This is a genomic window from Geodermatophilus obscurus (assembly GCF_900143215.1).
Classification (GTDB): domain Bacteria; phylum Actinomycetota; class Actinomycetes; order Mycobacteriales; family Geodermatophilaceae; genus Geodermatophilus; species Geodermatophilus obscurus_A.
This window is the reverse complement of the sequence record NZ_FRDM01000003.1, coordinates 21,768-35,617: the sequence shown is the minus strand read 5'-3', so window position 1 is coordinate 35,617 and position 13,850 is coordinate 21,768. Positions and strand designations below refer to the sequence as shown.

The 13,850-nt window shown below is 75.0% G+C and carries 12 protein-coding genes; 5 read left to right on the top strand and 7 right to left on the bottom strand.

Features of this window, described 5'->3' with window-relative positions:
* Window positions 1-73 precede the first annotated feature (73 nt).
* The 3 genes from BUB17_RS04095 to BUB17_RS04085 all read left to right on the top strand — a co-directional run bounded on the left by BUB17_RS04095 (window position 74) and on the right by BUB17_RS04085 (window position 2,734).
* A complete protein-coding gene (locus BUB17_RS04095) occupies window positions 74-1,045 on the top strand; it encodes a RecB family exonuclease (RefSeq protein WP_244276896.1) in 972 nt (323 codons plus the stop codon).
* 161 nt (window positions 1,046-1,206) lie between these two features.
* Window positions 1,207-1,512 carry a GNAT family N-acetyltransferase gene (locus BUB17_RS04090; RefSeq protein ID WP_208983308.1) on the top strand — a complete coding sequence of 102 codons (306 nt, stop codon included), beginning with the start codon at window positions 1,207-1,209 and terminating at the stop codon, window positions 1,510-1,512.
* A gap of 40 nt (window positions 1,513-1,552) precedes the next feature.
* On the top strand, window positions 1,553-2,734 hold the full coding sequence (locus BUB17_RS04085) for an amidohydrolase family protein (protein ID WP_072913862.1): 1,182 nt from the start codon (window positions 1,553-1,555) through the stop codon (window positions 2,732-2,734).
* On the opposite strand, the gene BUB17_RS04080 is transcribed toward BUB17_RS04085, so the two are convergent.
* Window positions 2,731-3,462: an HAD family hydrolase gene (locus tag BUB17_RS04080; protein ID WP_072913859.1), complete on the bottom strand. Its 732-nt coding sequence runs from the start codon at window positions 3,460-3,462 to the stop codon at window positions 2,731-2,733. The two genes, BUB17_RS04085 and BUB17_RS04080, sit on opposite strands and share 4 nt — an antisense overlap.
* Before the next feature lie 201 nt (window positions 3,463-3,663).
* Complete coding sequence (gene metH / locus BUB17_RS04075; RefSeq protein ID WP_072913857.1) at window positions 3,664-7,473, bottom strand: methionine synthase; 3,810 nt, start codon at window positions 7,471-7,473, stop codon at window positions 3,664-3,666.
* A 114-nt stretch (window positions 7,474-7,587) separates the two neighbouring features.
* On the opposite strand from metH, the gene BUB17_RS04070 reads away from it, so the two are divergent.
* A complete protein-coding gene (locus tag BUB17_RS04070) occupies window positions 7,588-8,448 on the top strand; it encodes a PAC2 family protein (protein WP_072913854.1) in 861 nt (286 codons plus the stop codon).
* A 294-nt stretch (window positions 8,449-8,742) separates the two neighbouring features.
* Here the strand turns inward: BUB17_RS04070 and BUB17_RS04065 are convergent, their stop codons facing one another.
* Together BUB17_RS04065 and mshC are read right to left on the bottom strand one after the other, a co-directional pair.
* Window positions 8,743-9,771, bottom strand: a complete 1,029-nt coding sequence (locus BUB17_RS04065; RefSeq protein WP_072913850.1) for an HD domain-containing protein — start codon at window positions 9,769-9,771, stop codon at window positions 8,743-8,745.
* Window positions 9,771-11,042: a cysteine--1-D-myo-inosityl 2-amino-2-deoxy-alpha-D-glucopyranoside ligase gene (gene mshC / locus BUB17_RS04060; protein WP_072913847.1), complete on the bottom strand. Its 1,272-nt coding sequence runs from the start codon at window positions 11,040-11,042 to the stop codon at window positions 9,771-9,773. The genes BUB17_RS04065 and mshC overlap by 1 nt, the downstream gene beginning before the upstream one ends.
* A gap of 254 nt (window positions 11,043-11,296) precedes the next feature.
* Between mshC and BUB17_RS04055 the strand changes: the two genes are divergently transcribed.
* Window positions 11,297-12,013: a maleylpyruvate isomerase family mycothiol-dependent enzyme gene (locus tag BUB17_RS04055; protein WP_072913845.1), complete on the top strand. Its 717-nt coding sequence runs from the start codon at window positions 11,297-11,299 to the stop codon at window positions 12,011-12,013.
* 6 nt (window positions 12,014-12,019) lie between these two features.
* Here the strand turns inward: BUB17_RS04055 and BUB17_RS04050 are convergent, their stop codons facing one another.
* From BUB17_RS04050 to BUB17_RS04040, 3 genes are all read right to left on the bottom strand, one after another.
* Window positions 12,020-12,403 (bottom strand): VOC family protein, encoded by a 384-nt coding sequence (locus tag BUB17_RS04050; protein WP_072913841.1) that lies wholly within the window; start codon window positions 12,401-12,403, stop codon window positions 12,020-12,022.
* A gap of 100 nt (window positions 12,404-12,503) precedes the next feature.
* Window positions 12,504-13,259 carry an SCO1664 family protein gene (locus BUB17_RS04045; RefSeq protein ID WP_072913837.1) on the bottom strand — a complete coding sequence of 252 codons (756 nt, stop codon included), beginning with the start codon at window positions 13,257-13,259 and terminating at the stop codon, window positions 12,504-12,506.
* Between the two features lie 19 nt (window positions 13,260-13,278).
* Complete coding sequence (locus tag BUB17_RS04040; protein WP_072913833.1) at window positions 13,279-13,830, bottom strand: DUF3090 family protein; 552 nt, start codon at window positions 13,828-13,830, stop codon at window positions 13,279-13,281.
* Window positions 13,831-13,850: the final 20 nt, after the last annotated feature.

Genomic DNA, 13,850 nt, shown 5'->3' with positions numbered 1-13,850 from the left:
AGCCTACGGAGGCGCGCGCCGCGTGCGGCGCGCGCGCTCGGTTCTGTCGGCACCCCGGCCTAGCCTCGAAGGCATGACGGCGATGGCGCAGGACTCGGCGCACGGGCGCTCGGTCACCGGGCAGCCCGCCGACGCGGCTGCCTCTTCCCCGGACTCGCCCGTCGACCCGACCGGGACCCCGCGCCGCCCCTCGCTGTCCCCGAGCCGGGCGGCCGACTTCAAGACCTGTCCCCTGCTGTACCGGTTCCGCACGATCGACCGGCTGCCCGAGCGCAGGAGCCTGGCCGCGGTCCGCGGCACGCTGGTGCACGCGGTGCTCGAGCGCCTCTACGACCTGCCCGCCCGCCGGCGCACGGCCGAGGCGGCCCGGGAGCTGGTGGCCCCGGCGTGGGAGGAGCTGCGGGCCGACCCGGAGGTCGCCGCCCTCTTCGCCGAGGGCGGCGCGGCCGACGACGCCGCTGCCGAGCAGCCCCCGTCGCTGCAGGCGTGGCTGGCGTCAGCCGGCAAGCTCGTGGAGACCTACTTCTCCCTGGAGGACCCGTCGCGGATCGAGCCGCACGGCCGCGAGGAGCTGGTCGAGGTCACGCTGCCCGACGGGCTGCTGCTGCGCGGCTACGTCGACCGGCTCGACGTCGCCCCCAACGGCGCGCTGCGGGTGGTCGACTACAAGACCGGCTCGATGCCTCGCGAGGCGTTCGAGGGCAAGGCCCTGTTCCAGATGAAGTTCTACGCGCTCGTGCTGTGGCGCACCCGCGGCGTGGTGGCCAGCCAGCTCAAGCTGCTCTACCTGGGCAACGGCGACGCGCTGACCTACGCGCCCGACGAGGCCGAGCTGGTCCGCTTCGAGCGCACCCTGCAGGCGATCTGGGCGGCCATCGAGCGGGCGGTCGCCACCGGGGACTTCCGGCCCAACCGCACCCGGCTGTGCGACTGGTGCGACCACCAGGCGCTGTGCCCCTCGTTCGGCGGCACGCCCCCGCCCTTCCCCACCGCGGCCGCGGCCGCCGCCGGGTGGCCGACGCTGCCGGTCGTCGAGCGCGAGTAGCGGGTGCACCTACCCGCGGCGGTTGCCGTCCGGACGGCGGCGCGCGACGACCTGCCCGACGCGGTGCGGCTGTACCGGCAGCCCTACCCGGAGCTGGACCTGCGGGTCGACGAGGCGGTCGCGGCCGCGCGGGCCGCCCGCTGGCCACGCCGGGCCGCACGGTGCTCCTCGCCGAGGTCGGCGGGGTGGTCGTCGGCACGGCGGACCTGACCGTGCTGGCCAACGCGGCCCGCGCCGGCCGGCCGCACCTGCTGGTCGAGAACGTCGTCGTCGACGCCGGCGCGCGCCGGGCCGGGGTCGGCCGGGCACTCCTGGCCGCGGCCCGGGCGCACGGCGAGGCCGCCGGCTGCTACGAGCTGCAGCTGTCCGCCGACGACCCGGCGGCGTTCGCCTTCCACGAGGCCGCGGACTGGGCGCCGGCGGCACGCACCTACAAGCAGTACCTGGACGACGACAGGCGCTCCTGAACCGCTGGACCGGTCGCACCGCGCAGCGGGAGCATCGCCCATGCGCGGATACCGGGCACCGCGGGCCTTCGACGGCGAGCGCTTCCTCGACGGCGGGGCGCTGGTGCTGGTGGAGGGCTCCACCATCGTGGGCGTCGAGCCCGGCACCGCGCCGGCTCCCGAGGGCTGCGTGGTCACCGACCTCCCCGCCAGCACGCTGCTGCCCGGGCTGATCGACACCCACGTGCACCTCTGCGGGGACGGCGGGCCGCGCGCGCTGGACCAGATCCCCGAGCTGGACGCGGCCGCCCTGGACGCCGTCGTCACCGCCGCCGAGCAGGCCTCGCTGCGCGCGGGCGTCACCGCCGTCCGGGACCTCGGCGACCACCGGTGGACCGTCCTGCAGCGTGCCGGGCGCGACGGCGAGCGGCCGACCGTCGTCGCGGCCGGGCCGCCGATCACCTCACCCGGCGGGCACTGCTGGTCGATGGGCGGCGAGACGTCCGGGGTGCAGGCGCTGCGCCACGCGGTGCGCGAGCGGGCCGAGCGGGGCGCGGGCGTGGTGAAGGTGATGGCCAGCGGCGGCGTGCTGACCCCCGGTACCGACCTCACCGCCTGCCAGTTCAGCCTCGAGGAGCTGCGCGCCGTGGTCGACGAGGCGCACCGGCTCGGCCTGCCGGTGACCGCGCACGCGCACGGCCTGGCCGCGGTCGAGCGTGGCGTGGCGGCCGGCGTCGACGGCATCGAGCACTGCAGCTGCCTGACCGGGTCCGGCACCCACCTGCCGGCCGAGCTGGCCGCGGCGCTTGCGGCCGGCCCGGTCGTCTGCCCGACCGTGGGGTTCCTGCCCGGCGTCGACCCGCCGCCGCACGTGCAGGCCCGGATGGCCGCGGTCGGCGCGACGGTCGAGCAGCACCTGTCCCACGTCGCGGGCCTGTACCGGGCGGGCGTGAGCCTGCTCGCCGGCACCGACGCGGGGATCGGCCCGGTCAAGCCGCACGGGGGTGTGGCGTACGCGGTCGCCGACCTCGCCGGCCCCTGCGGCGTCCCGCTCGCCGACGCGCTGACCGCGGCGACGGCCCGGGCGGCCCGCGCCTGCGGGCTCGGTGGACGCACCGGTCGGCTGGCGGCCGGGTACGACGCCGACCTGCTCGGCACCGACGGCGACGTGACGACCGACGTGACCGCCCTGCAGCGGCCGCGCGTCGTCGTCGCCCGCGGCCGGGAGGTGCCGCTGGGTTAGGTCCCGGCGTGCACCGCGCCGCGGACGGCCAGCACCTCGGTCAGGTCGGCCAGCCGGACGCCGGCCAGGGTGTCGCGCAGCACGAGACCGGGTGTCGGCGAGAGCGGCTGCAGGGAGGGCACGCCGAGCACCGCGGCGCCGGCGGCGAGTCCAGCGGTGGCTCCGGACAGCGAGTCCTCGACCACCACGCAGCCGTCGGCGTCCACGCCCAGGGCGGCCATCGCCTGGCGATAGGGCGCCGGGTCGGGCTTGCGGGCGGGCACCTCGTCGCCGCAGACGGTGACGTCGAAGGCGGGCAGCCCGTCGAGGTCGCGGTCGACCTTCGCCAGGACGACGTCGGCCAGCCGCCGCGGCGTGGTGGTCACCAGCGCCGTCGGCAGCGCAGCGGCCCGGGCCTCGGTGAGCAGCTCGCGGGCACCGGGCCGCCAGGTCAGCGGGCCGGTCAGCAGCTCGGCGACGGTGTCCTCGATCCAGCGGGCGTCGGCGCGTGCCTCCGCCTCCCTGCGGGTCACCCCCAGGTCGGCGTACAGGACGCCCAGCGCCGTGCTCATGCTCGTGCCGACGGTGCGCTCCCGCGCCTCGGCGGACATCTCCCCGCCGAGCCGGCGGGCGAGGGCGAACATGGCCGCGCCCCAGTGCTGCTCGGTCTCCACCAGCGTGCCGTCCATGTCGAACAGCACTGCCTGCAGCCGCTCGCGGTTCGATCCGCCGGTCCCCGGGGTGCCCATTGCGTCCACGGTACGGCGCGGCCGCGGGCCAGGCCCGTCCCCGGGCGGGCTCCCGACGTGACGGTCACCGCACCCGGCGACAGGTGGGAACGGCCTCCACCGCGCTCCGTGGCCCCGTCCCGGGGCCCGCCCCGAGCTCGCGAGCGGTGAGAGGGACGGGGTCCTTCTTCGAGGGGTGGGGAGGACGGGGTCCTTGAACTTCTACTCGTCGTCGGTGCGGTACCCCAGGTTCGGTGAGAGCCAGCGCTCGGCCTCCGCGAGCGTCCAGCCCTTGCGCCGCGCGTAGTCCTCGACCTGGTCGCGGCCGAGCCGCCCCAGCACGAAGTACCTCGCCTGCGGATGGGCGAGGTACAGGCCGCTGACCGCGGCGCCGGGCCACATGGCCATGCTCTCGGTGAGCGTGATGCCGGTGGCGGCCTCGACGTCGAGCAGCTCCCAGATGGTGCGCTTCTCGGTGTGCTCGGGGCAGGCCGGGTAACCCGGAGCCGGGCGGATGCCGCGGTACTGCTCGGCGATCAGCGCGTCGTTGTCCAGGTGCTCGTCGGCGGCGTAGCCCCAGAACTCCCGGCGCACCCGCTCGTGCAGCCGCTCGGCGAACGCCTCGGCCAGCCGGTCGGCCAGCGCCTCGAGCATGATCGCGCTGTAGTCGTCGTTGGCCGCCTTGAACGCCGTGACCCGCTCGGCCGAGCCCAGGCCGGCGGTGACGGCGAACGCGCCGACGTAGTCGCGCAGCCCGGTCTCCCTGGGCGCGACGAAGTCGGCCAGCGACTTTCGGGGCGAGCCGTCGCGGCCCTGGGTCTGCTGCCGCAGGTGGTGCAGCATCGTCCGGACGGCGGTGCGCGACTCGTCGGTGTAGACCTCGATGTCCTCGCCGTCCACCCGGTTGGCCGGGAACAGGCCGAACACGCCGCTGGCCCGCAGCCAGCGCTCGGCGACGATCCGGTCGAGCGTCTCCTGGGCGTCCTCGTACAGCCGCCGCGCGGCCTCGCCGGTCGCCGGGTTGTGCAGGATGTCGGGGAACCGGCCGCGCATCTCCCAGGCGTTGAAGAACGGCTGCCAGTCGATGTACCGGCGCAGCTCCTCGAGCGGGTAGTCGTCGAAGACCCTCGTGAACTGCAGAACCCGCCCGTGCAGGTGGTCGCAGTCCGGGCCCGCGCACACGTCCCGCGCCTGCTGCAGCAGCATCCGCGGCCGCGGCGGGACGTAGCCGCTCCAGTCGACCGGCGGCGCGGCCGCGCGCGCGACCTCCAGCGGCAGCAGCGCGCGGGTGTCCTGCCGGGCGGCGTGCCGTTCGCGCAGGCCGGCGTACTCGGTCCCGACGTCGGCCAGCAGCTTCGGGCGCTGCTCGTTGGACAGCAGCGCGGCCACGACCGGCACCGACCGGGACGCGTCCTTCACCCAGATGACCGGCCCGTGGTAGCGCGGGGCCACCTTGACCGCGGTGTGCGCCCGCGACGTCGTCGCCCCACCGATGAGCAGCGGGATCTCGAAGCCCTGCCGCTCCATCTCGGCGGCCAGGCTGCTCATCTCGTCCAGCGACGGCGTGATCAGCCCGGACAGGCCGATGACGTCGGCGCCCTCCTGCTTGGCGGTGTCGAGCACCTTCTGGGCCGGCACCATGACGCCGAGGTCGACGACGTCGTAGTTGTTGCACTGCAGGACGACGCCGACGATGTTCTTGCCGATGTCGTGGACGTCGCCCTTCACGGTGGCCATGACCACCTTGCCGTTGCTGCGCTCGACGTCCCCCGGCTGCTTCTCGGCCTCGATGAAGGGCACCAGGTAGGCGACGGCCTTCTTCATCACGCGGGCGGACTTCACCACCTGCGGCAGGAACATCTTGCCGGCGCCGAACAGGTCGCCGACGACGTTCATCCCGCCCATCAGCGGGCCCTCGATCACCTCGATCGGCCGGCCGCCGCGCGCGGCGATCTGCGCCCGCAGTTCCTCGGTGTCGGCCTCGACGAACCCGTCGATGCCCTTCACCAGCGCGTGGGTGATGCGCTGCTCGACCGGGAGGGAGCGCCACTCCTCGGAGGCGACCTCCTTCGCCGCGCCGTCCCCCGCGTACTCGGAGGCGACCTCCAGCAGCCGCTCGGTGGCGTCGGGACGGCGGGCCAGGAGGACGTCCTCGATCCGCTCGCGCAGCCGCCCGGGCACCTCGTCGTAGACCTCGAGGGCCCCCGCGTTGACGATGCCCATGTCCATGCCGGCCGCGATCGCGTGGTAGAGGAACACCGCGTGGATGGCCTCGCGCACGGGGTTGTTGCCGCGGAAGGAGAACGACACGTTCGAGACGCCGCCGGACACCAGCGCGCCGGGCAGGTTCTGCTTGATCCAGCGGGTGGCCTCGATGAAGTCCAGCCCGTAGCGGGCGTGCTCCTCGATGCCCGTGGCGACGGCGAAGACGTTGGGGTCGAAGATGACGTCCTCGGCCGGGAAGCCGACCTGCTCGACGAGGATGTCGTAGGCCCGCCGGCAGATCTCCTGGCGCCGCTGCAGCGAGTCGGCCTGGCCCTGCTCGTCGAAGGCCATGACGACGACGGCGGCGCCGTGCTTGCGGCACAGCCGGGCGGAGCGGACGAACTCCTCCTCCCCCGCCTTGAGGGAGATGGAGTTGACGATCGACTTGCCCTGCACGCACTTGAGGCCGGCCTCGATGACCTCCCACTTGGAGGAGTCGACCATCACCGGCACGCGGCAGATGTCGGGCTCGGCGGCGACCAGCTTGAGGAAGCGGTCCATCGCCTGGACGCCGTCGATCATGCCCTCGTCCATGTTGACGTCGATCACCTGCGCGCCGGCCTCGACCTGCTGGCGGGCGACGGCGAGCGCTGCCGGGTAGTCGCCGGTGCGGATGAGGTTGCGGAAGCGGGCCGAGCCGGTGATGTTGGTCCGCTCGCCGACGTTGACGAACAGCGAGTCCTCGTCGACGACGAGCGGTTCCAGGCCGGACAGGCGCAGCGCGGGGCGCACCTGCGGCGGCGTCCGCGGGGCCCGGCCCTCGACCGTCGCCGCGATCGCAGCGATGTGCGCCGGGGTCGTTCCGCAGCAGCCGCCGACCATGTTGACGAAGCCGGCGTCGGCGAACTCGGCGAGGACGGCGGCGGTCTCCTCCGGCGACTCGTCGTACTCGCCGAAGGCGTTGGGCAGGCCGGCGTTGGGATAGCAGGAGATGTGGGTGTCGGCGATCCGGGACAGCTCGGCCAGGTAGGGCCGCATCTCCGCGGCGCCCAGGGCGCAGTTGAGGCCGACCAGCAGCGGGCGCACGTGCCGGATCGAGTGCCAGAACGCCTCGGTCACCTGGCCCGACAGCGTCCGGCCGGAGGCGTCGGTGATCGTGCCGGAGACCATGACCGGCCAGCGCCGCCTGCGCTGCTCGAACAGGGTCTCCAGCGCGAAGATCGCGGCCTTGGCGTTGAGCGTGTCGAAGATCGTCTCGATGAGCAGGACGTCGGCCCCGCCGTCGACCAGGCCGTCGGCCTGCTCCAGGTACGCCTCGACCAGCTCGTCGAAGCCGACGTTGCGCGCGCCGGGGTCGTTGACGTCCGGGGAGATGGACGCCGTCCGGCTGGTCGGGCCGATCGCGCCGGCGACGTAGCGAGGCCGGTCCGGGGTGCGGGCGGTCATCGCGTCGGCCTCGGCACGCGCCAGCCGCGCCGCGGCCACGTTGATCTCGTAGGCGAGGTCGGACATGGCGTAGTCGCGCAGCGAGATCGCCGTGGCGTTGAAGGTGTTGGTCTCGATGACGTCCGCGCCGGCCTCGAGGTACTCGCGGTGGATGCCCGCGACGATCTCCGGCCGGGTGATGCTGAGCAGGTCGTTGTTGCCCTGCACGTCGGTGGGCCAGTCGGCGAACCGCTCGCCGCGGTAGCCGGCCTCGTCGGGCCGGTCGCGCTGGATCGCCGTCCCCATCGCGCCGTCGAGCACCAGGATCCGCCGGCCGAGCACGGCCGCGAGCTCCGCGGTCGCGTCCGGGCGCGGATCGGGTGACACGATGCGGGACGGCACCGAGCCAGGGTAGCCGCCGCAGGGGGTCCCGGGTCGCCCGCGCGGGGGACGCCGGCCCCGCCGTCCGGGCCGAACAGCGCGGCGGGGAGGCCGGACCGTCGTAGGCTCGCAGGGGTGATCGACCCGAAGTCCACCCCTGAGGACCTACCCCGGCTCGACGACCCGGTGGTGGTCGTCGCCTTCGAGGGCTGGAACGACGCCGGGGACGCCGCGACCGGGGCGCTGGAGCACCTGGAGCTCATCTGGGACGCCACGCCGCTCGCCGCGCTGGACCCCGAGGACTACTACGACTTCCAGGTCAACCGGCCGACGGTCTCGCTGATCGGCGGGGTCAGCCGCCGGGTCGAGTGGCCCACCACGCGCATCTCCGTGGCCCGCCCGCCGGGCTCGGGGCGGGACGTCGTCCTCATCCGCGGGATCGAGCCCAACATGCGCTGGCGCAGCTTCTGCGAGGAGCTCATCGAGCTGTGCCAGGAGCTCGACGCACGCACCGTGGTCGGCCTCGGTGCCCTGCTGGCCGACACGCCGCACACCCGGCCGACCCCGGTCAGCGGCTCGGCCTACGACGCGGAGTCGGCCGAGAAGTGGGGGCTGGAGACCTCCCGCTACGAGGGGCCCACCGGCATCCTCGGCGTCTTCCAGGACGCCTGCGTCCAGGCCGGGCTGCCGGCGATCAGCTTCTGGGCCGCCGTTCCGCACTACGTCTCGCAGCCGCCGTCCCCCCGGGCCACGGTCGCGCTGCTGCGCCGGGTGGAGGAGGTCCTGGAGCTCGCGGTGCCGCTGGGCGCGCTGCCGCAGCAGGCCGACGAGTGGGTGAAGACCGTCGACGAGATGGCCAACGAGGACGCCGAGGTCGTCGAGTACGTGCGCTCGCTCGAGGAGCGCGCCACCGAGAACGACCTGTCCGAGGCCGACGGCGACCAGATCGCCCGCGAGTTCGAGAGATATCTGCGCCGCCGTGGCGGCACGTCCTGAGCCGGCCGCCTCCGGAGGCTCACCCCGAGCCGGCGAGGGGTGAGGGGGAGGCGGTCCTTCCCCTGCGCCGCCGTGGCGGCACGTCCTACTGAGGCAGGACCCGTCTTCGCCACACGCGTCCGGCGTCGTGGCAGTTGGGGATAACGGCCGTCGGTGCGCCGCTGCCGGGGTTGCCCGTGGACTGCCGGTCCTGCAGCACCGGCAGTGCGGGCGGAACGCCGGCAGGGCCGGCCGTGCTCGCTGCAACCGGCTGACGGCAGCCGGCCGCGGTGCGCCGCGGAGCGTCGCGAGGACTCAGCGCAGCAGCGGGCGCATGCGGGCGGTGGCGTCGGCGTCGAAGAGCCGGTCGTGCGTCGACAGCGCGAACCGGTCGGTCATCCCCGACACGTAGTCCACGACCTGGGTGACCGGATCGGCCGCGGTGTCGCGGTAGGTCGCCGGGATGAGCTCGGGGTGGGACAGGTGGTGGTCGACCAGCCGGCGGGTGACGTCGATGGCCAGCTGCTTCTGCCCCGCCGCGGTCTCCGAGGCGTAGACCCGCTGGAACATGAACGCCCGCAGCTCGTGCATGGCCTCCAGCGGCCCGGGCGCCATGACCACCGCTCCCCCGTCGACGAGCGACCCCTCGACGACGGCGTCGATCATCGCGCCCACCATCCGGCTGCCCGGGTCGCCGAAGACGGCGCGGGCGCGGGCGGGGAGGTCGCGCACCTGCAGCACTCCGGCGCGGACGGCGTCCAGCGCGTCGTGGGACAGGTAGCCGATCCGGTCGGCGTAGCGCACGCACTCCGCCTCGTGGCTGGTCGGCGGCGGGGTGATCTTCCAGCTGTGCGCGCGGATGCCGTCGCGGACCTCCCAGGTGAGGTTGAGGTGCTCGAGCACCTCGACGATCCGCACGCCCTGCGCGGCGTGGTGCCAGCCGCCGGGGACGTAGGGCTCCAGCGCGTCCTCGCCGATGTGGCCGAACGGCGAGTGGCCCAGGTCGTGGCCCAGCGCGATCGCCTCGGCGAGGGGCTCGTTCAGGCCGAGTGCGCGGGCCAGCGAGCGGGCGACCTGGGTGACCTGCAGCGTGTGGGTCAGCCGGGTGACGAAGTGGTCACCGTCGGGGTTGAGGAAGACCTGCGTCTTGTGCTTGAGGCGGCGGAAGGCCTTGGCGTGCAGGATCCGGTCGCGGTCGCGCTCGAAGGCGGTGCGCAGGGCGTCCTCGGCCTCGGCGACGGCGCGGCCGCGGGTCGCCGTCGACCGCGTGGCCGCCGGCGCGAGGGCCTCCTCCGCGCGCTCCCGGGCCGCCCGGTCGACCAGGCGGAAGGACCCCCGCTCCATCAGCGCTCCTGGAGGGCCACGCCCAGCAGGGCGTCGACGGCGTCGCACACGATCGTCGGGGCGCCGTCCTCCTGTTCGTCGTCCGCCGCGGCCGCGAGGGTCCGCTGGGCCCACGCGTCGACCAGGGCGATGGCGCCGGGGCTGTCCAGGTCGGCGGAGAGCCGCTCGCGCACGCCCTGCAGCACCGGGGCGGCCGGGGCGCCGGCGTCGCGGGCCACGGCGCGGCGCCAGGTGGCCAGCCGCCGCTCGGCGGTGGCCAGCAGGTCCGGCGTCCAGGCGCGGTCGGTGCGGTAGTGGCCGGCCAGCAGCGCCAGGCGGACGGCCATCGGGTCGACGCCCTCGCCGCGCAGCTTGGAGACGAAGACCAGGTTGCCGCGGCTCTTGCTCATCTTCTCGCCGTGCAGGCCGATCATGGCCGCGTGCACGTAGGCCCGGGCGAAGGGCAGCTTCTCCCCCGTCACCGTCGCCGTGAGCGCCTCGGCGTGCACGGCGGAGTACTCGTGGTGCGGGAAGACCAGGTCGCTGCCGCCGCCCTGGACGTCGAAGCCCATCCCGATCGTCTCCAGCGCGATGGTGGCGCACTCGATGTGCCAGCCGGGGCGCCCGGCGACGCCCCGCGGGCCGGGCCAGGACGGCTCGCCCGGCCGCCGGCCGCGCCACAGCATCGGGTCCAGCCGGTGGCGCTTGCCGGGGCGGTCGGGGTCGCCGCCGCGCTCGGCGGAGTACCGCAGCATGGTGGCCTCGTCGTAGCCGGACTCGCTGCCGAAGCCGGGGGCCTGGGTGATGTCGTGGTAGACGTCGCCGGTGCCGTCGTCCAGCACGTAGGCCAGGCCCGCGTCGAGCAGCGTCTCCACGTGGGCGACGATCCGCGGCACCGACTCGACCGCGCCGACGAAGTCGTCGGGCGGCAGCACCCGCAGCGCGGTCATGTCCTCGCGGAACAGGGCGGTCTCGCGCATGCCGAGCACGACCCAGTCCTCGCCGTCCCGCTCGGCCCGCTCCAGCAGCGGGTCGTCGATGTCGGTGACGTTCTGCACGTAGTGGACGGCGTGACCGGCGTCCCGCCACACCCGGTTGACCAGGTCGAAGGCCAGGTAGGTGGCGGCGTGGCCGAGGTGGGTGGCGTCGTAGGGCGTGATGCCGCAGACGTACATCCGCGCCGTCGTGTCCGGAGCGGTGGCGACCACCTCGCCGCGCGCGGTGTCGTGCAGCGTGAGGACCGGGCCTGGGCCCGGGAGGGTGGGGAGGAGCGGAGCGGGCCAGGCGAGCACGTACGGAGACTAGTTCGGCCGGCCGACGCGCCCGGCCCAGCCCGGGGCGCGGACGCCGCTCCCGGCACCGCGGCGCGACCAGCGGGCGGTCGGCAAGCGGGCGGTCGGCCAGCGGGCGGTCGGCCAGCGGGCGGTCGGCAAGGTGCACCCGGCGGACGTCGGCGAACGGGCGCAGCCCCTGGGCCGGCGCGCAGCGGCGGTGCCCGAGGGGCCGGGGTGCGGCACAGTGGGGCACTGCCGCCGAGGGGGACGCGATGGAGCTCGACGAGTACCTGCCGGTCCTGCGGAAGGCCAACGCGCGCTTCGCCGACGTCGCCGCGGAGGCGGTGCTCGTCCGCGGTTGGAAGACGCCGGTGCCCGGCTGCCCCGGGTGGACGCTGGCCGACCTGGTCTGGCACCTGGCGGAGGTGCAGCACTTCTGGACGTGGGTGGTGCGCACCCGCGCGAGCGACCCCGGTGCGTACGCCGAGCCGGTCCGGCGTCCGGACGACGAACTGCTCGGCTTCGCCCTGGCCCGGTCGGCGGAGCTGGAGACGGTGCTGGACGGCGCCGACCCGGCCGGGCGGGTGTGGACCTGGGCGCGCCGGCAGGACGTCGGCTTCGTGCTGCGCCGGCAGGCCATGGAGGCCGTGGTGCACACCGTCGACGCCGAGCAGGTGCTCGGCGACGTCCGCCCGGTCCCGACCGGGGTCGGCCTGGACGGGCTGGACGAGTGGCTGGAGGTGATCGTCCCCGGCGCGCTGCCGGAGGGGCCGCCGGAGGGCGCGCACCCCGTCGTCCTGCACGCCGTGGACGCCGGGGTGGACCGGGTGCTGTTCCCCGGCTCGCGGCCGGTGCCGATCGCCCGGCTCACCGGCACCGCCGGCGACCTGCTGCTCGCCGTCTGGCGGCGGGTGCCGCTGGAGGTGCTCACCGTGGACGGCGACGGGCTGCAGGCCGCCGCGATGATCGACCTGGTCCGGCTGGAGTAGCGCGGCTCAGGGCCAGGTCCTGGCGTTCCGCTCGAAGTCCTCCCCGGTCTGGACGCCGACGACGTCGAAGACCATGCCGGCGGGGTCCTTCATCTGCCAGAAGCCGCCCATGTCCGCGATCCGCCGCGCCCCGAGGGCCTCCAGCCGGGCCACCTCCGCGTCGACGTCGTCGGTCTCCACGTCGACGTGCCAGCGCGGTGGCGTCCCGTGCCCGGTGCGCTGGACCTCGAGGTGGAAGCCGCCGGCGAAGGCACCCAGCGACGACCAGTTCTCGTCCAAGGGGTCCGGGGACACCTCGTGACCGGTGGCGCCGGACCAGAAGGCCCGCCCGGCGTCGTGCAGGTCGGGAGGCAGGTCGAGCATGAGGACGGCCAGGCGGGATCTGTGCACGACGGGGATGGTGCCGCACCGAGTCCGACGACGTCGTGGAACGGCCTCCCTGCAGGCTCCCGCCGTGAGCTTCCGAGCGGTGGGGGGCAGGGAGGTCCTGCTAGAAGGGCGGCCAGGGCAGCGCGGGCCAGTCGCCGCTGGGCTGCGGGTGCCGGCCGGTGCGCAGCAGCTCGGCGACCCGCTGCTGGGTGCGCCGCACCTCGCGCCGGGTCAGGTGCTCGTGCAGCTGCTCGCCGAGGTCGCCGAGCAGGTCCCCGGTGAGCTCCTCCAGCACCTCCACCACCTCCCCCGGCAGCGGCTGCCCGGCCCAGCGCCACAGCAGGGTGCGCAGCTTGGGGTCGACGGAGAAGCAGATGCCGTGGTCGACGCCGTACACGTGCCCGTCGGAGGTCGGGATGATGTGCCCGCCCTTGCGGTCGGCGTTGTTGACGACGGCGTCGAAGACCGCCATGCGGCGCAGGCCGGGGTGGTCGGAGCGGACGAAGGCGGCCAGGTCGACGTCGGGGTCGCCGTCCACCCACAGCTGCACCATGCCGGGGCCGAACGGGCCGTCGCGCAGCACGGTCGGCGGCACCACCCGCCAGCCCGTCGCCTCGCTGACCAGCGCGGCGGACACCTCGCGGCCGGCGAGGGTGCCGTCGGGGAAGTCCCACAGCGGCCGCTCGCCGGCGACGGGCTTGTAGACGCACTCGGCCACGAGCTCGCCGGTGCGCACGTACCCGACCAGGGTGACGTTGCTGGCGTCGAGCATCCGGCCCTCGAGGTCGATCTCGCCCTCGAGCAGCAGGGTGCGTGCCTCGGCGTCGTCGGCCGGGGCGCGCAGGTCCGCGGCGGGGTCGGCGGGGCGCTCGGTCATCGGGGCGCTCGGTCCGGGCTCAGCGGCGGTAGCCGTTCTGCCGCGGGCACACGTGCCCGGCGGGGTCCAGCGGGAGGGAGCACAGCGGGCAGGCCGGGCGGCCGGCGGCCACCACCCGGCGGGCCCGGACGACGAAGGCGCGGGCGGCGGCCGGGGTGATGGTCACCCGCAGCGCGTCCGGGCCCTCCTCGCTGTCGGAGAGGATGACGTCCTCCTCGACGGGCTCGTCGCCGGCGGCCACGGCCTCGACGACGACGGCCTGCGCCTCGCCGTCCCACGCCAGGCCCATCGCCGCGACCCGGAACTCCTCGTCGACCGGGGCGGCGAGCGGCTCCAGGTCGTCGACCTCGGCGTCCGGCGGGACGACGGTGCCCGGACGGGAGGCCACCTCGTCCAGCAGCTCGTTCATCCGGTCGGCGAGCACCTGCACCTGCGTCTTCTCCAGCGCCACGCTCACCACGCGGCCGGCGGCGTCGGCGGCCTGCAGGTAGAAGGTGCGGTCGCCGGGCTGGCCCACCGTGCCGGCGACGAACCGGGACGGGCGGTCGAAGAGATGGAGCTGGCGCGGCACGGGCCCAGGTTACGCGGGCG

Excerpts from the sequence above, each read along its gene's own strand:
- BUB17_RS04095 (WP_244276896.1), top strand. The coding sequence starts at position 74 with ATGACGGCGATGGCGCAGGACTCGGCGCACGGGCGCTCGGTCACCGGG.
- BUB17_RS04085 (WP_072913862.1), top strand. The coding sequence starts at position 1,553 with ATGCGCGGATACCGGGCACCGCGGGCCTTCGACGGCGAGCGCTTCCTC.
- BUB17_RS04080 (WP_072913859.1), bottom strand. The coding sequence starts at position 3,462 with ATGGGCACCCCGGGGACCGGCGGATCGAACCGCGAGCGGCTGCAGGCA.
- BUB17_RS04065 (WP_072913850.1), bottom strand. The coding sequence starts at position 9,771 with ATGGAGCGGGGGTCCTTCCGCCTGGTCGACCGGGCGGCCCGGGAGCGC.
- BUB17_RS04055 (WP_072913845.1), top strand. The coding sequence starts at position 11,297 with ATGGAGCTCGACGAGTACCTGCCGGTCCTGCGGAAGGCCAACGCGCGC.
- BUB17_RS04045 (WP_072913837.1), bottom strand. The coding sequence starts at position 13,259 with ATGACCGAGCGCCCCGCCGACCCCGCCGCGGACCTGCGCGCCCCGGCC.